At 28.7% G+C, this 24,550-nt stretch carries 27 protein-coding genes; 6 read left to right on the forward strand and 21 right to left on the reverse strand.

Going from position 1 to position 24,550, the window contains the following annotated elements; translation table 11 throughout:
- Positions 1 to 86 (forward strand): IS3 family transposase (locus OIO11_RS03890; protein WP_268070085.1); only part of this gene is annotated, 86 nt, incomplete at its 5' end.
- A gap of 159 nt (positions 87 to 245) precedes the next feature.
- On the opposite strand, the gene OIO11_RS03895 is transcribed toward OIO11_RS03890, so the two are convergent.
- From OIO11_RS03895 to OIO11_RS03980, 18 genes are all read right to left on the reverse strand, one after another.
- Entirely contained in the window at positions 246 to 1,907 is a 1,662-nt protein-coding gene (locus tag OIO11_RS03895; RefSeq protein ID WP_268070056.1) for a rhomboid family intramembrane serine protease, read from the reverse strand.
- A 366-nt stretch (positions 1,908 to 2,273) separates the two neighbouring features.
- Entirely contained in the window at positions 2,274 to 2,495 is a 222-nt protein-coding gene (locus OIO11_RS03900) for a YdbC family protein (protein ID WP_268070057.1), read from the reverse strand.
- A gap of 214 nt (positions 2,496 to 2,709) precedes the next feature.
- Complete coding sequence (locus tag OIO11_RS03905; RefSeq protein WP_268070058.1) at positions 2,710 to 3,210, reverse strand: hypothetical protein; 501 nt, start codon at positions 3,208 to 3,210, stop codon at positions 2,710 to 2,712.
- 90 nt (positions 3,211 to 3,300) lie between these two features.
- Positions 3,301 to 3,858, reverse strand: coding sequence for a hypothetical protein (locus OIO11_RS03910; protein WP_268070059.1), 558 nt, complete (start codon positions 3,856 to 3,858; stop codon positions 3,301 to 3,303).
- 155 nt (positions 3,859 to 4,013) lie between these two features.
- Positions 4,014 to 7,268, reverse strand: coding sequence for a type I restriction endonuclease subunit R (locus OIO11_RS03915; protein ID WP_268070060.1), 3,255 nt, complete (start codon positions 7,266 to 7,268; stop codon positions 4,014 to 4,016).
- A 105-nt stretch (positions 7,269 to 7,373) separates the two neighbouring features.
- Entirely contained in the window at positions 7,374 to 7,577 is a 204-nt protein-coding gene (locus tag OIO11_RS03920) for a hypothetical protein (protein WP_268070061.1), read from the reverse strand.
- A gap of 92 nt (positions 7,578 to 7,669) precedes the next feature.
- Positions 7,670 to 8,938, reverse strand: coding sequence for a restriction endonuclease subunit S (locus OIO11_RS03925; protein ID WP_268070062.1), 1,269 nt, complete (start codon positions 8,936 to 8,938; stop codon positions 7,670 to 7,672).
- A 68-nt stretch (positions 8,939 to 9,006) separates the two neighbouring features.
- Positions 9,007 to 10,062: a PDDEXK nuclease domain-containing protein gene (locus OIO11_RS03930; RefSeq protein WP_268070063.1), complete on the reverse strand. Its 1,056-nt coding sequence runs from the start codon at positions 10,060 to 10,062 to the stop codon at positions 9,007 to 9,009.
- Positions 10,052 to 11,569, reverse strand: a complete 1,518-nt coding sequence (locus tag OIO11_RS03935; RefSeq protein ID WP_268070064.1) for a class I SAM-dependent DNA methyltransferase — start codon at positions 11,567 to 11,569, stop codon at positions 10,052 to 10,054. Before OIO11_RS03935 ends, OIO11_RS03930 begins: the two co-directional genes overlap by 11 nt.
- Before the next feature lie 64 nt (positions 11,570 to 11,633).
- On the reverse strand, positions 11,634 to 12,227 hold the full coding sequence (locus OIO11_RS03940; protein WP_268070065.1) for a helix-turn-helix domain-containing protein: 594 nt from the start codon (positions 12,225 to 12,227) through the stop codon (positions 11,634 to 11,636).
- Between the two features lie 1,175 nt (positions 12,228 to 13,402).
- Positions 13,403 to 14,023 (reverse strand): hypothetical protein, encoded by a 621-nt coding sequence (locus tag OIO11_RS03945; RefSeq protein ID WP_268070066.1) that lies wholly within the window; start codon positions 14,021 to 14,023, stop codon positions 13,403 to 13,405.
- Positions 14,024 to 14,124: 101 nt separating this feature from the next.
- Positions 14,125 to 15,168 carry a hypothetical protein gene (locus OIO11_RS03950; RefSeq protein ID WP_268070067.1) on the reverse strand — a complete coding sequence of 348 codons (1,044 nt, stop codon included), beginning with the start codon at positions 15,166 to 15,168 and terminating at the stop codon, positions 14,125 to 14,127.
- A 576-nt stretch (positions 15,169 to 15,744) separates the two neighbouring features.
- Complete coding sequence (locus OIO11_RS03955; protein WP_268070068.1) at positions 15,745 to 17,157, reverse strand: hypothetical protein; 1,413 nt, start codon at positions 17,155 to 17,157, stop codon at positions 15,745 to 15,747.
- Between the two features lie 141 nt (positions 17,158 to 17,298).
- A complete protein-coding gene (locus tag OIO11_RS03960) occupies positions 17,299 to 18,234 on the reverse strand; it encodes a restriction endonuclease (RefSeq protein WP_268070069.1) in 936 nt (311 codons plus the stop codon).
- Positions 18,235 to 18,496: 262 nt separating this feature from the next.
- Positions 18,497 to 18,925: a sigma-70 family RNA polymerase sigma factor gene (locus tag OIO11_RS03965; protein ID WP_268070086.1), complete on the reverse strand. Its 429-nt coding sequence runs from the start codon at positions 18,923 to 18,925 to the stop codon at positions 18,497 to 18,499.
- A 153-nt stretch (positions 18,926 to 19,078) separates the two neighbouring features.
- Positions 19,079 to 19,534, reverse strand: a complete 456-nt coding sequence (locus tag OIO11_RS03970; protein WP_268070070.1) for a GNAT family N-acetyltransferase — start codon at positions 19,532 to 19,534, stop codon at positions 19,079 to 19,081.
- Between the two features lie 122 nt (positions 19,535 to 19,656).
- A complete protein-coding gene (locus OIO11_RS03975; protein ID WP_268070071.1) occupies positions 19,657 to 19,827 on the reverse strand; it encodes a hypothetical protein in 171 nt (56 codons plus the stop codon).
- A gap of 192 nt (positions 19,828 to 20,019) precedes the next feature.
- Positions 20,020 to 20,565 carry an RNA polymerase sigma factor gene (locus tag OIO11_RS03980; RefSeq protein WP_268070072.1) on the reverse strand — a complete coding sequence of 182 codons (546 nt, stop codon included), beginning with the start codon at positions 20,563 to 20,565 and terminating at the stop codon, positions 20,020 to 20,022.
- A gap of 283 nt (positions 20,566 to 20,848) precedes the next feature.
- Here OIO11_RS03980 and OIO11_RS03985 point away from each other — a divergent pair, with 283 nt between their 5' ends.
- The 5 genes from OIO11_RS03985 (at position 20,849) to OIO11_RS04005 (ending at position 22,752) form a co-directional block, all read left to right on the forward strand.
- Entirely contained in the window at positions 20,849 to 21,085 is a 237-nt protein-coding gene (locus OIO11_RS03985; protein ID WP_268070073.1) for a BhlA/UviB family holin-like peptide, read from the forward strand.
- A 13-nt stretch (positions 21,086 to 21,098) separates the two neighbouring features.
- Positions 21,099 to 21,686: an N-acetylmuramoyl-L-alanine amidase gene (locus OIO11_RS03990; RefSeq protein WP_268070074.1), complete on the forward strand. Its 588-nt coding sequence runs from the start codon at positions 21,099 to 21,101 to the stop codon at positions 21,684 to 21,686.
- 82 nt (positions 21,687 to 21,768) lie between these two features.
- Entirely contained in the window at positions 21,769 to 21,990 is a 222-nt protein-coding gene (locus OIO11_RS03995) for a DUF1659 domain-containing protein (RefSeq protein WP_268070075.1), read from the forward strand.
- Positions 21,991 to 22,002: 12 nt separating this feature from the next.
- On the forward strand, positions 22,003 to 22,215 hold the full coding sequence (locus tag OIO11_RS04000) for a DUF2922 domain-containing protein (RefSeq protein WP_268070076.1): 213 nt from the start codon (positions 22,003 to 22,005) through the stop codon (positions 22,213 to 22,215).
- Between the two features lie 54 nt (positions 22,216 to 22,269).
- Positions 22,270 to 22,752: a hypothetical protein gene (locus OIO11_RS04005; protein ID WP_268070077.1), complete on the forward strand. Its 483-nt coding sequence runs from the start codon at positions 22,270 to 22,272 to the stop codon at positions 22,750 to 22,752.
- Positions 22,753 to 22,786: 34 nt separating this feature from the next.
- Here OIO11_RS04005 and OIO11_RS04010 read toward each other — a convergent pair whose 3' ends face one another.
- The 3 genes from OIO11_RS04010 to OIO11_RS04020 all read right to left on the reverse strand — a co-directional run bounded on the left by OIO11_RS04010 (position 22,787) and on the right by OIO11_RS04020 (position 24,409).
- Positions 22,787 to 23,353, reverse strand: coding sequence for a zeta toxin family protein (locus tag OIO11_RS04010; protein ID WP_268070078.1), 567 nt, complete (start codon positions 23,351 to 23,353; stop codon positions 22,787 to 22,789).
- On the reverse strand, positions 23,353 to 23,526 hold the full coding sequence (locus OIO11_RS04015) for a hypothetical protein (protein WP_268070079.1): 174 nt from the start codon (positions 23,524 to 23,526) through the stop codon (positions 23,353 to 23,355). Before OIO11_RS04015 ends, OIO11_RS04010 begins: the two co-directional genes overlap by 1 nt.
- Before the next feature lie 523 nt (positions 23,527 to 24,049).
- A complete protein-coding gene (locus OIO11_RS04020) occupies positions 24,050 to 24,409 on the reverse strand; it encodes a helix-turn-helix domain-containing protein (RefSeq protein WP_268070080.1) in 360 nt (119 codons plus the stop codon).
- Positions 24,410 to 24,550 lie beyond the last annotated feature (141 nt).

Below are 24,550 nucleotides of genomic sequence, written 5' to 3' on the forward strand. Positions count from 1 at the left end.
ATTACTACAATAACCATAGATGTCAATGGGGATTAAAAAAGATGACTCCTAAACAATTTAGAAATCATCTTTTAAATGTTGCTTAATCCCTTTTTTTATAATGTCCTTGACACGGGTACCATTTTAAACAACTAAGACTAATCCCTTTTTCTTTTTTTTCTCCTTTCTTTTTGATGTTTCATCATTATCATTATTATAAGGATACAAATCTGGTGAACCATATATTCCCATATAAAAACTCCTCTCTAATTATCTATTATTTTGTGACTCATAGAAAACATTTCTATTGTAGGGTCGAAGTAAACCCTTCTTATTCCTTTGCACTTCTTATATTCTCCATTTTCATATATATTTGTTGAATCCCATGTGGTGTCTAATATTATCCATCTATTATCTACGAAAACCTCATTCCAAGCATGATTTGAAATAAAGCTATTTACATTATCACTTGTCCACTCACCTTCTGAATCTATACCTAAAGCATATCCTAATATCAACTTGCAAGGAATACCCATGGCTCTTATTAGTGTTGTCGTAAGTTCTACATACTCTTGACATACTCCTTTTTTTGACTGAAGTGTAGCCGCGATACCCTGCCTACCGTAGTATCCACTTTTTAAGGCATCCTTATCATAATATATATTTTCACTAACCCAATCATGTATTGCTAATACCTTTTCATAATCCCTTTCAATACCCGCGGTAATACTTTGTGCTAAATGCACAATTTCTATAGAATTAGCTGAATAGTACCTGCTTACATTTAAATCTTCATTGGCTACTCTTTTTTTTTCAAAAACCCTTTTATTATGTTCATAAACCGGTGACATCTTTATACCTAATTCTCCTCCATTTTTTAGTAACACTATTTTCTTATATATAAAAGAGTTAAATGTTGAAGTTGCTATATTATTAGAAAAAAGATCTATATAATACTCTCCACTAGATAGCTTAGGTAAATTTATCTGAATATAACTATCTTTTTTTATTTTCTCTATATCCCCCTCGATTACTTCACCGGTATCTTTATTTTGAAACTGAACCCATACATATTTAAAATCACTCTCATTAGGTATATTATTTATTCTCAATTTATTGTCTTTTAAAAGAAGTTCTATAGAATTTTCACTATAGTTACCAAATCTAAATTCATTTGATAAACCATTACTTGTAGTTATTTGAAAATCCTTAAATGTTTTATCTTCATTCTCTAAACTTTCACCTATTGTATATACCACTTCATAAAATGCTCCCCGTATGCTACCAGTTGACACAATAAACCAAACCGTTCCCAGTATTGCAACTATTTTTAATATTTCAAATATATTTTCTAAAATCTTTTTAATATCTAAGTACCTTAGTAATAATATTAATAATGGTGTTATTATCCCAGCTAATAATCCAAATATTATACTACCAGCAATAACCTCGATATCATGTCTATTTATGAGCCAAACTATCATTGTTAATACACTGTATACCCCTACAAATTCACCCTTTTCTAACTTTTCCATATTCCTTCGAAATAATAATATATGTATTATTATAGCTGTTCCAAAGGCTAGTATAGCTGGCGATGAAGCTGGGCTTACATAATTACTTGAACTACTTGCTATAATTCCAATGATTGATGCTATAGAATATATTAATATATGCTGAATAAAATTATAGTATTTATATGCCCATGTTCCAAAAATGTAAAGCGTAATCATATTTATCACTAGGTGACTTATATCTCTATGCAAAATTAGTGTAAAAAAATTGTTATTGAATTCTCTTAATACCTTTGTATCTATCCTTATAAAATTTCCACTTAGCCCTTGTGTGTATATGTAGAATATTATGTTAGTAAAAATCAAAATTATAGTTGGGTTAATTTTTTCTGTTTTAATAGTATAGTCACTCATAAAACCACCCTTTCTGTATCCTTTATAACCATTTTACATGTTCACATGGACAAATATTGTCCTTCTATAGGAAATTATAAAATTTTAAAACTGTGGATAACTTTTTTTACGGTTCACAAAGTGAATTTTGTTCCATGCTGTCGCATAATTTAAAAAGAAGATTATAAAAGCCCATATTTCTTATAAAAATAGAAAAAAATCATAAATAAATTGTCATTTAGAAATTTTAGAATTAAAATTCTTTACATAGCTACTATACTAAAGTTAAATCTAATTAAACACATTACTGCAGGACTATTTAAATAAGAATAAACCTTCCTAAATTCTAAAATTCTTAGGAAGGTTTATTCTTATATTTTTTAATTGTTACAGCTCCATCTCATTCAATATATCTCTCAACTTTTTCAATTCCTCAGCTGATAAAGTTATTCCTTTTCCCATCTTTTCATGTTCTGGTGCCCAATCTCTTAAATCAAACTTAGGATCTCTTCCGCTCCAGCTGATTAAATTTAATTCTTTTGACCAGCCTTTTGTTGACTCTGAAACTACTCCTATAGTTTCTTTTATTTCGTATTTAATATCTGGCATTGTTTACTTCTCCCTATATATTATTAATTTCCACTCTTTTTACCAATGTTTTCTACTAATAGCATTGCAAAAAACATATTGTAAATTAAATCATAAAAAATCTCATCTATTTTATCATTATTATACAACTCATCCTTTTTTAACCCTCATAATCATCACTATTCTCTACCGCTTTGTCATAGTCTTCGTAACTTTTTATATTCCCACGCATTAATTAACCTCTATTCATACATAGCTCAATTAGTAATTCTTTTTCTTGTTCAGTTATTACTTTTGGATTTAAAGTCTTGTCTTTGATTGCCTCTAACTCAGAGCATCCTGCTGCAAGTTTCCTATTAAAGTAAGCATCATCTGCATCATAAGAGGTTAATTTGCCTAGTAACTTTCTATCTAATAATAATGGTGCAGTTAATATCTTTGAATGGTTTCTATCACCAATTATTATAACTTCATCTACTTTTGCATCACATTTGAGAGCATTAATTTCACTATTTTGTTGTCCTTTAATAAGTACCTTTTCAACCTGAAAATAAGCTGTAACAAATCTTTTTTGATCAATCTTAGCATTAAAAAATATATAAGATCCTGGTTTAATATGCTTTTTAATCACACCCCCATTTTTCCCACTATTACCATATACAAGTTGAGTAAAGTTAGGATCTACATGACCTTGCTCTGCACACTCTGCACTATAAGTTATTAAAATATGCTCCATTTCTTTTTCCCCCTTATTAATTTTAATCTATACTTTTTTCCCTTATCTTGTTTCAGCATCATGTTTTTCGGCTGATACAAGAAGTAAAAATTAGTGTAATTCAGAGTAATCTGCTTTTAAATATATTTTATAATCGCTTAATTTTATATTATATTTATTTAATGCTTTAATTAATAAATTTCTAATACCATTTGCACTAAGATTAGTTTCAATATAAATATTAGCTGAGTCTATTTTTCTTGGTGCTCTCATAGTTGGTAACTCCACCCTTGAAAAATAAATTACTTTTTTCCCATTTATCTTAGGATTATCCACAAATGCTTTTAATATTGTTGGGTCTTTTTCTCCTAAATAATTTATTGTTTTTACCAGTGCACCCTTCCAGTCTTTTACCTCTATCTTCTCACCTTGAATCTTAAAAGCACAAGGTCTTTTATGAGTTAAATCTTCATACAAATTATGCTCTACTTCTGTATCTACTAAATAATCACTATAATTAGGTATCTCTTTTTCCTCTACCTCATCCTCTGACAATTTAGGTGTTTCTTCAATTTGCCTCTCATCTATTATATTGTCTAAACTCAATATAAATTCTTGTATCTTTTTACTTACTTCATTTAGTTCTTCACTGCTTGTACTTAGTTCCACTACCTTTTTACACTCTTTATTTTTAAAAGATATATTAGCCTTTTCAGCAACTTGATCTATTGCACATCACACAATACATTCCCCCATTTTAAATCTTATATTAACTAAATATCTATATCATTTAAAAATTCTTTAAGCTTTTTTTACCTTACTTTCTAAACTAAGTAATCTTCTCTACTTTCAGCAACTCTATCACAAACTATCTCATTCATATCAACATTTCCGCACATAAGCTCTGCCTGTCTCATAACTACCTCTAGTGCGTGCTTTGCTTGTTCTGGTGGATAATCATATTTCTTTAACAATCTCTTTATTATTCTTCTCATACCTGCTTGGGCGCTTTTCCTTACGCTCCAATCTATAGTAATATTATTTCTTATAGACCTTGTTAGTTCATGAGCTATTTTTTTTAGGGTTTCATCATCCATAAATTCTTTAATTATATCGTCAGCAGTTAAGGCATCATAAAAAGCTATTTCATCCTCATTGAGCCCTAAATCTTTTTCCTTATCTTTCATCTCTTTTATTTCTTGAGCCATTCTGATAAGTTCTTCTATTACCTCTGCATTAGTTATAGCTTGATTTCTATATTTATTTAGAGCTTTCTTTAGTTTTTCTGAGAACTTTTCAGATTTAACCAAATTTCTTTTTTCAAGAGACTTTAGATTTCCTTCTAGAAGTTTTTTAAGCATTTCAACAGCTAAATTTTTATGTTTAATAGCTTTTACTTCTTCTAAGAACTCTTCTGAAAGAATTGAAACTTCTGGTCTTTTAATGCCAAGTGTATCAAAAACATCAATAACATCTTCAGATATAATTGATCTTTCAAGCATTTGGTTAACTCTTACTTCAATTTCTTTTTTTGATTTTTTCACAACATTTTTTGAATCAAGTTTTGCTAAACTTGCTTTAACAGCCTTGAAGTAGCTTACTTCCAAAGCTAAATTTTTCCCCTCATCTGTTGCTGCACATAAAGAATGAGCTTTAGCTAATTCAATTACAAATTGTTTAAATTCCTTTTGTTCTTTTTCTTCCATACCTAGAACTAAATTCATACCACTAGTTATAGCTCTTATCCTAGCAGCTTGAGAATTGCCCATATATGCTGAGTAATCTAGTCCATAAACCATATCACGAAGAATTTCAAGTTTTTCAAGCATTACACCTACTGCAGCTGATGTATCTATACCTGTATTTTGCTTATCACTATCTGTATATTGCTTCAGAGCCTTTTTTAAACTTTCAAGAATACCAAGATAATCAACTACAACACCACCTGATTTATCTTTGAAAACTCTGTTTACTCTTGCTATTGCTTGCATTAAGTTATGACCTTGCATAGGTTTGTCTATATACATAGTATGCATTGAAGGGACATCAAATCCAGTAAGCCACATATCTCTAACAATAACAATTTTGAGTTCATCACTATTATCCTTCATTCTTCTAGCTAATGTATCTCGTCTTTGTTTTCCACCTATATGCTTTTGAAGTCTTTCGTTATCAGCTGCACTTCCAGTCATTACAACTTTAATTTTTCCTTTTTCAACATCATCACTATGCCAATCTGGTCTAAGCTTAACTATCTCTTCATATAAATCAACGGCTATTCTTCTACTCATACATACAACCATAGCTTTACCATCAATAGTTTTCGCTTTTTCTTCATAGTGATTAACTATGTCTTCTGCAAGCTTCTTAACTCTGTTTGGTGAACCTACAACAGCTTCTAATCTTGACCATTTTGTTTTATATTTCTCTCTGTCATTATCCTCTTGACCTTCTGTGATTTCTTCAAATTCTTCATCTATTTTTTCTAGTTCTTTATCATCAGTTTCTAACTTAATAATTCTATTTTCATAATATATTTTAACAGTTGCTTCATCTTCAACAGCTCTTGTCATATCATAAACGTCAATATATTCTCCAAAAACTGCTGGTGTTGATTTATCTTCTAATTCTATTGGTGTACCAGTAAAACCTATAAATGAAGCATTAGGAAGTGCATCTCTTAAATACTTGGCATAACCATACTTAACTTCCCCTGTTTTAGTATCAGTTTTTGCTTCTAATCCGTACTGACTTCTATGTGCTTCATCTGCAATTATAATAACATTTCTTCTATCAGTAAGTACTGGCATTTCCCCATCTTCTGGCTTAAATTTTTGAATAGTAGTAAATATAATTCCTCCAGATTCTCTCTCATTAAGCAAATCAAATAATCCATTTACTTCTTTAGAGTTATCTTTAGCTTTAATATTAGCTTTCTTTTGTTCTTCTGTTAATTTTCTTACATTGGCTTGCTTTGGTGATTCTCTTAAAATACCAATTGAATTAGCAAAAGTTCCAAACAGTTGATCATCTAAATCATTTCTATCTGTTAATATAACCAATGTTGGGTTATTAAGTTCTTTAACTATTTGGGCTGCATAAAACAACATGGAAAAGCTCTTACCTGATCCCTGAGTATGCCATATAACCCCTATTTTTCTATCTCCCTCTTCACTACTTGCAATTTTAGTTTTTTCTGTAGCTTTCTTAACTGCAAAATATTGATGATAACCTGCTAATATTTTTATTATGACTTCATGCTCACCAATTTGGTTTCCTTGTAAATCATAATCTTTCTTTTTTGATTTATGAAATAATATAAAGTTTTCTATTATATCTAGAATTCTATTTTTCTCAAGCATTCCTCTTAGCATAACTTCATACTGTGGAACATCTAAAGATTCAATATTAATCCCATCAATACTTCTCCAGTTCATGAATCTTTCTTCATCTGAAGTTATAGTTCCAGCCTTAGCATTTATTCCATCTGATAAAATACAGAAAGCATTATAGTTGAATAATGAGGGAATATCTTGTTTATAAGTTTGTATTTGATTATACGCTTCATCTATACCAACATTTTCATCCGTAGCTGATTTTAATTCAATTACCACCAATGGAATACCATTAACAAATACTATTAAATCAGGTCTTCTTTCTTCATTTTCAATTATAGTAAACTGATTAGCTACTAAAAAATCATTTTTTTTAGGATTTTTAAAATCTATAATATAAGCTTTTTCAGTTTTAGGTTGACCATCTTTTCTAAAAGATACATCTATCCCCTCAACTAAAAGCTTGTGAAATTCCTTATTATTTTCCTCTAATATTGGACTATTAAAGGTAATTATCTTTCTATAAGCTTCGTCTAGTGCTTCTTCTGGAAGATGCCTATTAAGATTAAACAAAGCATCTCTAACTCTTTGCTCTAATATTACATCTCTATAATTATTTCTTTCTGGCTTATCCCCATCATGTCCAATATCAGGACCAAAAACATAGCTGTACTCCATCTCCTGAAATATCTCTATGGCTGCTTCTTCTAGTAAGTCTTCTGTAAAATTCTCAAATAAACTCAAAGCATATCCCCCTTTTTGAATTGAGAATTGAAAATTGAGAGTTGAAAGTTAAGTTCCTTGGCAATTTCTCATTTTCAATTCTCAATTGTTCTTTATAATTCTCCATTATTTAAACAGTTTCTTTATAAATTTAAAAATATCAAAGGATGTTTTATTATATACCTTGTTGTAGACGTACTTCTTAGGGTTCCTCAGCCATCCATATCCTCTTGGCATTTTTAGTCCTGCTCTGTGAACAATTTGCCTTTTGATACTTGTTCTTGCTGATATTCGTTTCTTTAGACTTGGTTTTCGCATTCCAAATTTCATTAAACAACACCCCTTTTTTTAGTTGAGAAGTGAGAGTTGAAAGTTGAGAGTTAAAAACTCGTCTCTCATTCTCAACTTTCCATTCTCCACTCTCAATTATCTAATGGTACTCTTATTTCTCCTGACATGAGTTTGGGAAGTAAAGTATCTCTAATTGCCATTAATCTTTCCTTTTCTTTAATGTTTATTCTAATCCCCTCTATTATTGGATTAGATAATTCATGAAATTTATTTATAATATCAATACTAGGTTTAATTATTTTAATTTGTTTTAATGAATTAATAGTTAATGCCTTTTGTGTTGATCCAATTGCAATTGAATCTATTGCTTTTTTTCCTTCTAAAGATATTAAAAAATTAAATATATATATATTAAAACATTTATTTTTAAAATCTTTAAACCATGTCAAATTTCCATCTTTAAAATAAAACTCTTCATCACCTACTAAATAAGAAACGCCTAACGTTCCAACTGATGTTAATAAAATATCATTTTTACTAGGCACCCCAAATTTTTCTTTTATTTCAGCATATCTTTCTTTAGATATAAATAATTCTGTGCTTATGTTATTTCCTTTACTTTTCTCAATTACCTCTTTAGATCTATAAAATGGAACTCCATTATCAGAATACTCCTTCATAAAAATTCTTTTACTTGATGTAACATCACATAAGTTGCCTATGTTACTTACTTCCCACCCCTTAGGAATCATACCAAGTTCACTTTCTACCATTTCTCCACCGCTGGATTTATAAGGCTCTCCCTCTTCATTAGGAAACTCAAAATCTACAAACCATTGTTTGAAAATAGCTTGAGCCATTTCTTCTAGTTTTTTATTGATTTGATTATTGATTTCCATTTTTTCATCTAGAATTGAAAGAATATGGGCTATGGCTTTTTGTTCTTCAATTATTGGAAGTTTCATGACTGTTTTTTCAAGCACATCTTTTTGTGCTCTCTGTCTTCCGGAAGTTCCTGTCATTGATTTTATTGCTATATTTCTAAATTCCTTAGAAATTGCTAAATAATAAATAAAATCATTTATAGTTTTATCTGCTTTTTCTCTCATAACAATAAATTCTGTAGAACCAAAACCAATTTCATTTTTATCTAATATTCGTACTTGTGCTGTTTTACCATTTTCTAAACATGGAGTAATTCTTGCTAATAAAGTATCTCCATTTCTAAATTTAGTACCACTTTTAAATTCTGTTTCTTCAAAACCTTGTATCTTTCTATTAAAAGGTTCTAATTTATCCATTCCTATTTTCTTAGCTATGGTTCCTTTTTTTAAACTTTCCCTAGGGTTAAAAGAAATTACTTCTTCTAATTCAACTTCTTTCCACTCACTAAAACTCATACCCAACCCCTCCTAGATTCTTTCCAATCTCATCCTCTAGGTGTCTATACTTGGCAAATATTTCTCTATTATTCATCTTCATGCATCCTTTCCTCAAGCTCTAGTATCTCTCTATCCTTATTTATTTCTCTCTTCAACTCTTCTTCCGTTGGCATGTATAGCATATACTTTGAGGCAAATATTTGTTTACTTTCTTCTAGGATTGAATATTTAACTATGGTTTCGTTCTTTTCAGAGCATAGTATAATTCCTATTGTTGGATTATCATCCTCACCTTTTACTTCTTTTTCGTAATATCTAACATAGAAATCCATTTGTCCTATATCTTGATGAGTTAGTTTACCTAGCTTTAAATCTATTAAAACAAAACATTTAAGCAAATAATTATAAAAAACTAAATCTACATAGAAATGTTCACCATCTGCTGTTATTCTTCTTTGTCTTCCTACAAATGAAAATCCTTTTCCAAGTTCTAATAAAAACTCTTGTAGGTTATCTATTAATCCTTGCTCTAGGTCTCTTTCTAGAAATTTTTTGTTTTCTTTTAAATTTAAAAATTCTAATATATAAGGATCTTTCACCATATCATTTATATTTTTTGAAGGCTCTAATTCTTTTATTTCATTTCTCACTTCTTCTTTATTACTCTCCTGAGTTGATAAAAGCCGTTCATAATAAAAGGAATTTATTTGCCTCTCTAGTTGTCTTGTGCTCCAATTGCTTTTTATACATTCATCTATATAAAAGTCTCTTTTATTATTATCATCTACCTTAAGTAACAGTCTATAATGAGTCCAACTTAATTGGTCACGCAGTGCGTGACTATTTTGAAATACCATGTAAAACTTTCTCATAGTTTTCAAATTGGTTGGTGTAAAACCTTTGCCAAATTCTTTTGTTAATTCCTTTGATAAATTTTTTATCAGCTGTTCTCCATATTCTGCTCTCTCTTTTCCGTCTTGTGCCTCAAATATTAGCCTTCCTATGTTCCAATAAGCCTGAACCATATAAAAATTTACTGAAGAATAAACCTTAGAGCGTGCTTCATCTATAGTTTGTTTAATGCTTTTATATACTTCACTAATTCTACCATCATCGAAATGTTTAACTTCCTTAGAACTCATACCCAATCCCTCCAAGATTCTTTCTAATCTCATCCTCTAATCGTCTTGATTTAGTAAACAGTTCTCCTAATTCACTTGTTAAAGCTTCCATCTTTTCTTCAAAAGGTACTCCATCATCTTCTACTTCTTCTATTCCTACATATCTACCTGGAGTTAATACATATTCATGTTCTCTTACTTCTTCAAGTTTTGCTGCTTTACAAAATCCTTGAATATCTTCATAATTACTATTTATATTTCTATAGTTATGGTAAGTTTCTGCTATCCTTTTAATATCTTCATCTTTTAATTCTCTATGTCTTCTATCAACCATTGTTCCTAAGTTTCTTGCATCAATAAATAATATTTCATCTTCTCTACTTCTAAATTTAGGATTATCTTTTTTATTTCTATTTAATATCCATAGAGATACTGGAATACCTGTTGAATAGAATAGCTTATCTGGTAATGCAACTATTGCATCTACTAAGTTTGAATTAACTAAATTTTTTCTTATTTCCCCTTCATTTGAAGTATTTGAGCTTAATGCTCCATTTGCTAAAACTATACCTGCACATCCATTTGGTGCTAAGTGATATACCATATGTTGAAGCCATGCGTAGTTTGCGTTTCCTTCTGGTGGTGTACCATATTTCCATCTAGCATCTTCAGTTAATTTATTTCCGCCCCAGTCACTTATATTGAATGGAGGATTAGCCAGTATATAGTCTGCCTTTAAGGTCTTATGAAGATCATCATGGAATGTATCAGCATGATGTGGTCCTATATTTCCATCCAACCCTCTTATTGCAAGGTTCATTCTGCAAAGTTTCCAAGTTGTTGAGTTTAATTCCTGTCCATATATTGAAAGGTTATCTACTTTTCCTTGATGCTCCTCTACGAACTTTTCACTTTGAATAAACATACCTCCTGAACCACAGCATGGGTCGTAAATTCTACCTTCATATGGTTCTATCATTTCAACTAAAGTTTTAACTACTGAAGTTGGTGTATAGAATTCTCCACCGCCTTTACCTTCTGAGCTTGCAAATTGACCTAAGAAATATTCATATACTCTACCTAAAAGATCTTTCTCTCCATTTTGATGCAGCTTAATAGTTGATATTAAATCTATAAGCTCTCCAAGTCTTCTTTTATCAAGTTCTGGTCTTGCATATCTTTTATCAAGAACTCCCTTCAGTGTTGGATTTTCCTTTTCTATCAAAATCATTGCATCATCTATTATTTGACCTATTTTAGGATCTTTAGCGTTATCTCTTATATAATCCCATCTTGCTTCTTTTGGTACCCAGAATATATTTTCAAAAGTATATTCATCTCTGTCCTCTTCAAAACCTTCTCCTTCTTCCAAAAGCTCATTATACTTTGTTTCAAATTTATCTGATATATATTTAACAAATATAAGTCCTAATACCACATGCTTGTATTCACCTGAATCCATACTTCCTCTTAACTTATCTGCTGCTTTCCATAGGGTTTCTTCAAATCCAATGTTTGCTGTTGCCATTTTTATTCCTCCTTGTATTCCTTATGCTGTACACAAAAATTATTAATCTTTGTGCTCCTCAAAATTAAAAATTATTATCATCAAATACTTCAAATATTTCACTTTCAAACTCATCCTGCTCTGGACCTGTAGATACCCAATCAGGCAATATTTCAAAATAATGCCCTAATGCCTCTATGGTTTTATGAACAAGAGCCTCATGCTGAGCCTTTTCCATAAGTTCAACTATTAATTTGTAAGTATCCATATAAGGATTATCATCTACAACATCCATAGCTTCCTTAAATTTAGATATAAGTTTAGCTTTTTCTATTGTTCTCTCCATTGTATTGATTTCTTCTTTATCATATATAGGAACTTCCACAAGATCATTTACTTCACCAATAAGAAACTGCTGCTCATGCTTCTTTATTACTGGTTTTAAATCTTTTTTTAATTTTTCTTTCTGTATCTCAAGCTTCTCTATTTCATTTAATTTTTTCATGAAATATTCTTGCTTTATTCCAAACAATCCTTCTAATACAGGGAGATATTTTTTAGGTATATTTTGCTTCCCTTTAATCCACATATTAATATTTTGTTTTTTTATTCCCAGTTTTTCCGCAAGCTCTATATGCTGCATATTATATAAACTCAATATGTATTCTAAACCAATCAATTAACCAACCCCTTATATTGTCTTAGTCAATATAATTATATTATAGTTCTTTTTATTGTCTTGGTCAATAATCAGTTTTCACATTACTATTTCAGTACATTAATATCTAATTTATTAAATTTTTAATTTTTAAATATATTGTTTGATAAGCAAATTAATACAAATATATACTAAATAAACTATTTTAATACATATTATACCATATATATTATAAAAAGGGCTGGTGGGTGGGATATAAACATTATTATATTCTACAGCTCCTTGGACAAAACTTGCAAGCCCTACACTTACTGGAGCTTGTTATGGTTTGTCCAAGGAATGTAGAACTATAATTTCCTATTTGATGGACCCTAGAGGAATACCTGAAGAAGGACCCCAAAGGAATACTAAGAAAGGGTGGACTTGCCTTGCTGCCCAAAAGTAGGGACATGACTTTTCAATGCTTGTACCTGCTATTTGGAGCTGGAAGCATGTCCACCCTGACCCTGCGCTCTGTCGGGTACCCACAAAAACAAATTGGAGGGTTTAGATGTACTTGAGCTGTAGAAGGCTTGAAGGTATGAAAGACTTATAGAGCTCTAGTACTTCTCAGCAAAACAATGAAGTTTGTTGGGTGACAGGGTTTAGCGCCTGAAGAGTTAGTATATACATTACTAATAACAATAATACTACTACTAATACCATATCTACTATATAATTATTTTTAAAATTTTTGTTTATTTAATTTACCTCTACAACTAGAATTTACTCTAACATTATAAGCTGCAGCTGAACATAAACTAAGAGCTGGCTCTGCCAGCTCTTAGTGAGAACAACGCTCATGGGCGGATTAATCGAAAATGGACATGCTTTATATCTGCTAATAAAAATTTGAAATTAATAACCTCTAACAACAGATTTAAAGCTTGTCCATTTTCTATCCTATTCCTTTTTCTTTTCAAGTGGAAGTGGAAAGCCAGTCTATTTTTGAAGGGTTTTTCTGAAAAAATGGACCGGCTTCCGACTTCCACATTAGGCGCAGCCGATTATAGATTAAAAAAGGCTTACGATGCGGTTTTTGCATGGTGAGGATTTTTTAATTTCCGATTTCATTCTTTAGGAGCAGAGGTGTTGGCACGTCTTCTCCTATTTTATATAAAACATTATATCAAAATTTTAAAATAATTCTTTATAATTTACCTTAATTCATGTTGATATTCTTCTTCAAAACACATTGACCAATATCCCATATCATCTATTTTACAAATTGCCTTTCTTTCTTCTACTAATTCATTTTCTGAAAAATAATATGCCCAAACTCTATCAAATTTTATATCTTCATCATAAAAACGATAAACCATTAGTACATTTGAATGCTGCTTATTATTTCTCTCAGTAACAATACCATTAAGATATTTAATTCTTGAAACACTTTCTACATTTTGTATTCCAATAACATTGGTAGGAATATATTTTTCTTCTGTTTTACAAAATAGTTTATCTAAAGTTTCTATATCTTTATTCCATAAATTTTCTCTTTCTAAATGTAAAACTAATTTAGTAAAACATTCTTTATCAATTCTTTCATCTGACTTCCACCATGCTAAATCCATTGGTCTTGAACGCCCATAATCTTTATTAGGTTTTGTATCTTCTACAAAAGAAAAGTATCCTAACATTTCTCCCAATTGTGTAAAATAATCTATCTCTTTTTTTGTAAACATAGAACGATTATTAGCTTGATACAAATTTAGTCTTCTATAATTTCTCACATAACCTTCAAAAATATTCATTAGATTAAATACTTCCTTATCCATATGCAAATTCCTCCTATAATGCCAATATAGTTAAGCACATAATAACTAATAAATTATTTTTCACTCCACTAATTGATAAAGATAATTTTTAAAACACTTTATTATTTAATTATTTTTTCAATAAGTTTTTTTATACTTTCTACTGACAGTTTATCTACTAATTCTTTCTTGTATAATTTATTATTTTCATGCCAAAATCTTTTATTTGATTTTAAAAAATTTATATATATTGGTTGTTTAAAAATATAAATATCACCTTTTATTTTTAAATCAATTACTGCATAAATAGGTCCATTATCACTACAAATATCAGTTATAGCTATAGCTTGCAAATATGGATTAATTACTGTTTCATAACATATGTAATCCTTTTCCGAATCTAATGTTAATTCCACATAATCCATATCATCAGTTAATCTATTCAATTCATAAGTTACATTATTTTTATTAATTAACTTAACAATCTCTTTATCTTTTAAAGCTTTTTCAAACAGATTATGTAATTCTTCATAAAAACACCAGTGCCATATATTGAATATATTTTGACTTAATTCACTTGCTTCTTCAAGAAGCCATGAAATGTCATGTCTCAATTCTTTTAAACTGTTTTTTTGTGATATATGTTCTATCTTACCTTCTATTAGTGGATAAAAAAATTCAATTATTAACTCAAAACATCTATTTATAATTTCTAATACCATATATACATCATCAGTATTATTTATCGTAAAATGAATTATGTTATTTCTCAATTTATTAATATCGTACATTATTTGTACATATTCTTTCTTAAACTCATCTTCCTTAAATACACATTTTAATTTTCTAATACATTTTGTATAGTTAATAGTTCTCACATCTAAATTTCTAAATATAAATTTTAGCCCTAGATATTCTTTAAATGATAATTTTCTTTCATCTTTCCTTCTCTTTGAATATCTTAAAAATTCTTTAGATGTATTTTCAAATATAAGTGATTCATTTTTTTCATATAATACTTTCTTACTAAATAACTCGATACTATTATGTAAACAAATTATGCTTAATTTTAAATATTTATATTTTCTCTCTAATATGTATTTTGAATAAAATTTAGTTGCTGACTCTAAAGAATCTATTGCATTTCCTAATAAATTAAATACCATAATTTTCTCCTATTATATATAACTATATTATTTATTAATTCAACATTAAACAATAATTTTCTACTGTAATTTTTTTATATTTCTCATATAATTATTCTAAAGAATAATTATTCTTTAAAATTCTAATATAAACCAAATATTGTTAGAGAAATACTTATGTCAAAATTGTTTAAGAGACCTAGAAAGTGTAAAATTACAATTATTATACCTTTTCCACTTAATCCTTATGTTTTAATTATTATTACAAACATAAGTGACCCCGAATAATTATTCGGGAAATCTCTTAACCCTATAAAAAATTAATAAATAAATTTAAGTTTTTTCTCCTAAGTATAAAGCAGTACTTGTATTTTGAAAGTACTGCTTTACTTGTGTTATAAATAATATATAATTGTGTATTATTTATTATTTATACTTAGATATTTTTTAGTTTAAACTAAAAAATATCTATTTACCAGCATTTCAATCTTCATTTAAATAAAAATTCAATAAATAATAATTCCAAATTTTAAAAAACTATGTCCTTGACTCTACTTCTTTAAAACTAACAATAAATAATACACTTTTAACTGATTTTTATAAAAATTCTTTATATTGTTTCTGTTTATCTACTTTTAAAAGAAAATAAGCAGGGTTATTTTTTATAGAGTCTTTATACTCTTTATAAGTTACATATCCTTGCTGTAAAGCTAGTCCTGTTGCTAAGATATTCAAATCACTAGTTATTAAATTCCAAGCTAAACTACCTAAAATAACTGTTGAATTTCTTATTAATGATTTTCTTAAGGATTTTATGCTTTTATTTATTTGCTTAAGACTTCCTTCTTCTAATTCATAGCTTATACTTTTTAATTTCGAATCTATAATTGTTTGTTCTTTAACTGTTCTAAGTTCACTAAGCTTATTTTCAATATCATTTCGAAATACTTCAAAAGCTTCTCCCTCTTTATTTCTTATTTCTAAAATTTCATTTAATGAACGCTCTTCAATGATTGGTACTTTAAGTTTTAATAAGTTATTTGCTGTGTGCACTTTTCTAATATCTGATTGTCTTTGTGACTGTTTATATTCAAGCTTTAAAAGCTTATCTACAAAATTAGATTCTGTTAAGTACATAATATTTAATTTATTAGCTAATAAAATTTCTGTTTCTAAATTAGAACAAAATCTATCAGCAACTTGATTTAGGCTTTGATATACCCAAGCTTCAAAGTAAGGTTTATCCGGAGGACTCTCTGGCAAATAATTTTGAAAAACAACTTCTCTTGTTTTATCATTCATTGAGACCATCTTTTGTTCAAATAACATATAAAAATATCCAGGATGTCCAGGATGATCTTTTAACTCCATAAAAATTTCTCGACAAGGTTCAAGTTTTTTTGAAGGTAATACAATAAGTCCTTCTTCTGTTTTTTTCATTGGAGAAATAGTTATATTATCATAAAAAAATTTTCTTATATTTTCATTTCTAAGTTCAGCAAAATAATTATCTGAATATCTCAACGGTATTTCTTTAGGTGGTTCATTCAAATAGCTTCCAGGTATAAATTTTATATAATCTGAATATACCGCATAACTAAGATTTTTCATATACTTAATTTTATGAACCAAATCTTTCCTATTTACTTTAATATCTGCGCTCATTCCTAAATATGCGTTCATAGTATTTTTCAATTCATTGGTTTGGTAATCATTTGTAACCTTAAAAATAGGATCATCTAAAATAAATTTATGAATATACAAACTACTCTGCTTTAGCATGTCTATACTTATCATTTTAGAATTAAAGATTTGAGACAATACAGATGTATTCTCATGATTATCTTTACATTCTAGTAAAACATCATCAATATTATTTATAATATATTCTCTATATTTATTTAGTTCTTTTTTTAAATCTAAATCAGTAAATTTTCTAAAAAAATTATTTAGATTATTTTCATCAAAAAGAAAACTCTCACTTAAAAAATCAAATGCAACATGAGACATATACTTCCTCCTTAAAACTACTGGAACTTTTTTGATTATATAAAATTTTTATTGCCAGTTTCTCCGAAGTCTTTTACTATTACGCAACAAATTTTTTATATAATTATGGATAATAAAAAGTTGAATTATTATCACATATATCTATTTTTTATACTTTATTCTTTGATTTCCAATTAACAGCTCTAATCTTTTATCCCAGTCACTTCCAATATGTGCATTTAACAATACTATAATTTCTTCTAATGTCCATATTTGAATACGAGAATCTAATTCTCTCAACTTTTTATTTACATATCCAGTACAGAATAACACACCCCTATGTATATTATCTTTAATAACTCTATAAGCAAAAGATGTAACATTCTCATTAGTTAACTTCGTAGTTTTATAGAGCTTACATTCTACATAAACCTTTTCTTTACAATCTTCTCTATCTATTCGTGCTATAATATCTTTCCCACCATCTCTTGTTGCTGGAGTTAATATTGTTTCATATCTAAGATGTTTATATAGTATTTCTATCAACCACTCAAACTCCCTTGGCTTCAACTGCAATATAGAATTTTCTAATCCTTCATTTGTATATATGAATTTCCCCTCAATTATTGCTATACACTGATTTATTCCAATAATTCTATCGTCAGGCATATAACAAACTTCTGCTTCTAAATAGGAGTTTAGTGCCTTGATTGCCTTATATGGACTAAATGGTAGTAATTGTAATACCCATGTTAATCCTTCCCATGCATCTTGCTGGTTTTCAATTCTTTTATACTGTTCAATATGTGACATATCAATTGCCGTCTTAATCAGTTTATTATCGTTTGAATTTTTCATACACACATAAGACTCATAATTCATTAAATCTAACTTTCTATTTACTGGCATTAATAAACACCTTAATAAGTTTTTAACTTCTTCTATTGATTTGTTTTTTATATCTGCAATATATTCTTCGACCCATTCTTCATAGGGTATTCTACAACAAGGGTATACCTTTTCTTTCTTTATAACAAGCTTTAACCATTCATCGAATGTATTATAATTTTGCGTATAATAAATTTCATTATATGACAACTTTACTCATCCCTCCTTGTCCTTATGTGGTATTTCTCACCACACCTAATAGACATTAATTATGCTATATTCTGCAAATTCATCATAGTACATTTCGGCACACTTTCTTTATATGTTGCAACATCATTTCATATCAAATTATATCATACTAACCCTTATTATAACAAAACAATACATATTTTCCTGATGAAAATAACCCTAAGCACAATGCACCTAGAGTTATTTCTCATCTCATTCTTTTTAATTTTCACTAAAAATAATTTCACTTCTCATCCTCATCTTTATATTCTTCCTTCAACTTCTCAATCCCTTTATTTCTCAAATATCTCACCTGTGAAGCTGTTTTATCTATATCAGCTGCTATTTCCTTATAACTCTTCTCCATTATGTAGTGCTTCTCAATAACTTCTCTTTCTTCTGGAGCTAACTTCTCTAACTCAGTTCTAAGTTTTAATACTTCCTCATAAGCTATAACTTCATCTTCCAGTGTAAAATCATACTGCTCTTCCCTATTCATTATATTTTCGTCAGGCACTTCTCTGTAGTGCTTTATCTTTCCCTTTAAAAGAGCATAAAAATTTTTATCAATTGAATTTATAAAATAACCATTATAGGACTTACTGCCAAGCTTGTACATATGTATTGCTTTTATAATTGAAAGATACCCATGCTGAACTAAATTTTGCTTTATATACTTGTAAAACTATACATTCAAAATCAACAATATAAAAAGAGCTTAACACCAAATTAGTGTCAGCCCTTTACATTTCAGCGAATGTAATATCTTATTCAAAAGTTTGCATTCATTTATTATGTACAATATTTTGCAAATCTGTCTTAAATATTAGTTTCTTTTTAAAATATAATTTCCAACATGAAATCCATATCGTTCATAAAAAGGCAATGCTTCATCATTTGCATAAACTACATTAATTTCAATATTTGTTATTGACTTTGATTCAAACCAATTCAAAGCATTCTTCATAAGTTTGTCACCTAATCTAAACTTACGATACTGATTTTCAATATATATAGATTCTATTTCTCCTAAATTATCTTCAATTGAACTTAAACAATACCCTATATAATTCCCAGTATCCTTATCTAAAAGTATATCAAGTTTTATAACACCGTTTTGTGCCTTTTCATAAATAGAGTCTATTCTTTTTTTGAAGGTAAATTTCTCATATTTATTCTTAAAATAAACTGATTTATCAAGATGAATGGAATTAAGTTGTTCCCATAATGGCTTTATAAGTTCAATTTCTGTTATGTCTTTCTCAACTATGCAAATATTCATAAAAACCCCTCCATGTTTAATATATATTTCCTACACAATTTCTTTATGTTGTGTCTTAGTAACTACCTTGATTATTAACTTTATCCATAATTTAAATATATTATAAACTATTGTCATAAGTATTACTGCTTATATTTATATAAATTATATATAGCCATAACACCTTCAAGTAATACAACTATAAATTTTAAGTGATTCACCCATACTAAACTTGTTTTTTTATACACTATATCTAAAATTACATATAGTATAATTAAAAATATAACTATTAATAGTTTAGTTTTATCATTCAAAAAAATCCCCTCCTTATAAAGCCATTAAGGTTATATATTATTCCACTGCAACATCACACCATATCAAATTATACCGTATTAAACCCTATTATAACAAAACAATACATATTTCCCAATTTAAAAAATAACCCTAAGCCTAACACCTAGAGTTATTTTTCATCTTATTCTTTTTAATTTGCACTAAAAATATTCTCACTTATCCTCTTTATCTTTATACTCTTCCTTCAACTTCTCAATCCCCTTATTCCTCAAATACCTCACCTGTGAAACAGTTTTATCAATATCAGCTGCTATTTCCCTATAGCTCTTCTCCATTAGGTAGTGCTTCTCAATAACTTCTCTTTCTTCTGGAGCTAACTTCTCTAATTCAGCTCTAAGCTTCAATGCTTCCTCATAAGCTATAACTTCATCTTCCAGTGTAAAATCATACTGCTCATCCCTATTCATTATATTTTCATCAGGCACTTCTCTGTAATGCTTTATCTTTCCCTTTAAGAGAGCATAAAAGTTTTTATCAATGGAATTTATAAAATAACCATTGTAGGACCTGCTACCAAGCTTGTACATATGTATTGCTTTTATAATTGAAAGATACCCATGCTGAACTAAATCATCCAAATTATATCCTGGTATTTTAAGCTGCCATGCTTTCTTAAATATATAATTCTTATATTTGTTTATTATCCACTCAACAGATTTTTTATCTCCAAGTTTAGCTTTTCGGATTATATCTTCCAAAGAAACACCACCTTTATATATTTTCTTTATTATATTATATACCAATTAATGTAACTTATTGTTTAATATTTCATATTTATTAACAATTTTTATTATATTTTTGAAAAAATTTAACCAATTACAGCAACAAGTATATTTTTAAATCTTAGATTGAATTTCAAATCTCACTCTCAACCCTAATTTATAAATCTCACCCAAAACTTTTATTATTACTTCGCACTCCTTGCCCAAACTCCATATATAAGTTTAAAATAAAAATTCTTAAATTTGAGGAGGTGTTCTTGTGGAAAATGAACTTTTAAAACTAGCTTCATCACAAGGAATATGGGCAGCTCTATCAGTTGCACTTATTTTTTATATATTAAAAGCTCAGGAAAAAAGAGACTTGAAGCAAGAAGAACGTGAGAAGAACTATCAAGACATAATAGAGAAGCTTACAGAAAAATTCAACATAGTTGAGGATGTAAAAAAAGATGTAGAAGATATAAAAGAAATGGTGTCTTATAAAAATCTAAAATAGAGAAGGTGTAATTATGAGAATTATAGAAACAAACTTGTCTTTTGGACCACTAGATCATAGAGCTTCAACGGAAGCAATTGTGCTCCATCATGCTCAACATAAAACTTGGAATGTATTTGATGTGCATGACTTTCACAAAAATGAAAGACACTGGAGTGGCATAGGATATCATTTCTTCATAGATAAGAATGGTAACATATTTAGGGGAAGGCCTGAAAACATGACTGGTGCTCACTGTCTTCACCATAATCATTATACTCTAGGCATCTGTGTTCAAGGAGACTATATGAAGGAATGTATGCCTAATTCGCAAAAACAATCTGTAATAGAACTTTGTAAATACTTATGCAGCAAATATAATATTAAAATAATTAAAGGTCATAAGGAACTTGGTTCAACAGACTGTCCTGGAACTAACTATCCATTAAATGAAATAAAAAATGCTGCTTTAAACTCCTCCTCTTTAACCTATACTGTAAAAAAAGACGATACTTTATGGGCTATATCCAGAAAACATAATTTAAGTGTGGCTGGATTAAAAAAACTAAATAGTTTATCCTCAGACATTATTTATCCAAATCAAATATTAAAACTAAAATAACTGCAGCTTGCAGTTATTTTTTAGCACTTTTTCCTATAAAAGCATATATAAGTTTGAAATTAAAAAGAAAGGGGCTGTTATTATGGCTAAATCAACACTTGTAAAAAGTGATGTAGCAATCAAATACCACTTTGGACAGGACGAAAAAGGTAAGGAGCTCTACAGGAAACAAAGACTTACTAAATTAAAACCTACTGCTACTGATGAAGATGTTTTTGTAGTAGCAACTGCTGTATCAAAATTTCTTGAAGATCCTGCTACTGAAATCTTCAAAGAAAATGAAAATCTTTTAACTAATATGTAGGAGGTGTAGTAAATGAGAGTATTAGTAATGAATTTCTTGACTGCTGGTGGTAAGAAATCTGTAGTACGAGTTAAGGATGTAAAAGAAGATTTAGATGCTGCTGAGGTATCTGATGCCATGGATGCTATAATTGAAAAAAACATTTTCATAACATCATCTGGTGATTTAAAGGTTAAAGACTCTGCTGGAGTTGTAATAACAACAAACCAAGAACTAGAAATATAAAAATGAGCTGCTCTGCAGCTTATTTTTATAGAATACATAGAGGGAGGGGTATCCTTGGCTAAGGAAAATAAAAATTTAGAAAGTAAAGAATTTAAGAATTTTGGAATTAAGGAATCTAAGAATTTAAGAAGTAAAAAAGCTAAAAATAAAGATTCTGTTGAAGAATTATCCAGCAGTGAAGTGGAAATTGTAAAAGATAATATTGCCTTTGATGCTGACGGAACCGAGATACTAATGGGTGGCGATATTGACCTTTCTAATGCTAAAGTGGAGAAGCAGTTTAGCTTCAACTCCAATAATACACCTGTGTTAAATGTAAATGTAGAGGATGAAGATGCAGAAAAATTAGACATAAATTCAAAGGAAACTGTTGAAGAAGCCCTTACAGTAAAAAGAAGCTACAGCCTAAGACCTTCCACAGTTAAAATGCTGCAGGAGCTTAAGGTTTTTATATATGATGATCCATACATAAAATATAATGATATTGTGGATGCTGCTATAAGATTTTTTTATGACTTTAAGAAAAACAGCAAGTAACTTTTTATATTAAGAGTATACTTGCTGTTTTGTATTATTTTCTCAAAATTTCCTGGCTCCATTTAGGCATAATATTACCTTTCCATCTAATTGTTCCATTAGCTATATAAGCTATCTCTTTGAATCTATTTGTATTGTCATATATATTTATTTCATCACATATATCTAATACTTTCTTTAAATTATCTAAGGATTCATAATATCTTCTTTCTATAGTTTCTTCTGGAATTCCATGTCCGCCCTTAGAAACTCTAATTTTAACTCTTTCTTTAGCAATCTCTGGATTATCTACACCAATATAATTCATTACTATATAGAAACCTTTTTCTTTTGCTTTTTTTATATTTTTAATAATACTTTTACCTGAAAGAGTAGTTTCTTGATTAAATGATATATCATTTTTAATATAGTAATTTATTAGCTTTACTGCTTCTCTGGCGCATTTTACTTGAAGATTATTATCTCTCCACGAACCTATTATTGCTACCATTTCATCAGTATTTATTCTTTTCTCACCCTTATTTTCTTCATAATAAATAGACTTATATATGGATGTTTTACCTGCACCATTAACACCAGCAAATATAGTATAGGTAGTCATTAAGCTTCCTCTATTATTCTTTCTTGTTCTTTTTGTAATACTATATTAGATAAAGTAATATAAAAATCTTGTTCTTCTTTTGTTTTTGCTTTTTTAAATAATTCTTTTAAGTCTTTATATGAATATTGTAAGAATTGGTCATATAAATTACTTTTTTCATCTATTTTTTTCATAACACTCCTCCAATAAATAATATCCTTAATTATATTATAGCCTAATAAGATATTAATTTAAACAGGTCTTTTTTCACAACATGTTTTCTAATTGATCATAGAATTCTAAGGTGCTCTGCAATAATTCTTCAAGTTAATTGTAAAATTTCAAATACTACTCTCAATATATTGATTAATAAATCTTTTAAATCTATTGTACTCATTTATTGATGTAACAGTAATATCATTCATATTAAAAATCTGCGTCAAAAGCTTTCACTTTTCACGCATTAATCTCCTCTAGTATTCCTCATTGGTCCTATCTCCGCTCATGCAAATATAACCCTCCGCTACTCTCCAGGTTAAAATTGCATCAGCTAGGTATTCCTTTGTGGTCTTTTCTAGGGTATTCCTATAGGGCTACAGGTCGGACAAGCTTTCCTGTCACAATAACTTGTCACAAAAGCTAGTCCAACCTGAGTAAATATTGTCACTTTATTTATTTATATTAACCCTAATTAAACCAACTCTATATAAACATGAATTAAATTTTGTTGTTCCACTGAAATCCTACTTTTTTTAAACTATTTAATATTTCTATTACTTGCTCATAAGTTAAACCATCTGGATAAGCATATTTCTGTACTTGTGTTTGTGAATCATCAGAACTTAATTTATCTTTAACAATAATTCCATCTCTATTATATATCCTACCAAGGAGGTAATCAGTAGAACAATTAAAATAATCGGCAATTTGTTTAATAAATTCAATTTTAGGTTCCCTTAGATTATTTTCATACCTACTTATTGTAGCTTTAGTAGTATTAAGTTCTTTTGCTAATTCCTCTAGAGATATATTTTTCCTAGTTCTTTCACTTCTTAGCCTTTCACCGAATGTTACCAAACTCATCACCTCCACAGACATAATCAACTAAAAACAATAATTATACAATAATACTATAAATCTTTTTATTTACTTTATAGTTAATACTACTATACCTATTATTTCACTTACTGGCACTTTAACTGCCACCCAAAAAAGTAC

It is taken from the genome of Clostridium sp. ZS2-4, from assembly GCF_026719745.1.
GTDB lineage: Bacteria > Bacillota > Clostridia > Clostridiales > Clostridiaceae > Clostridium_H.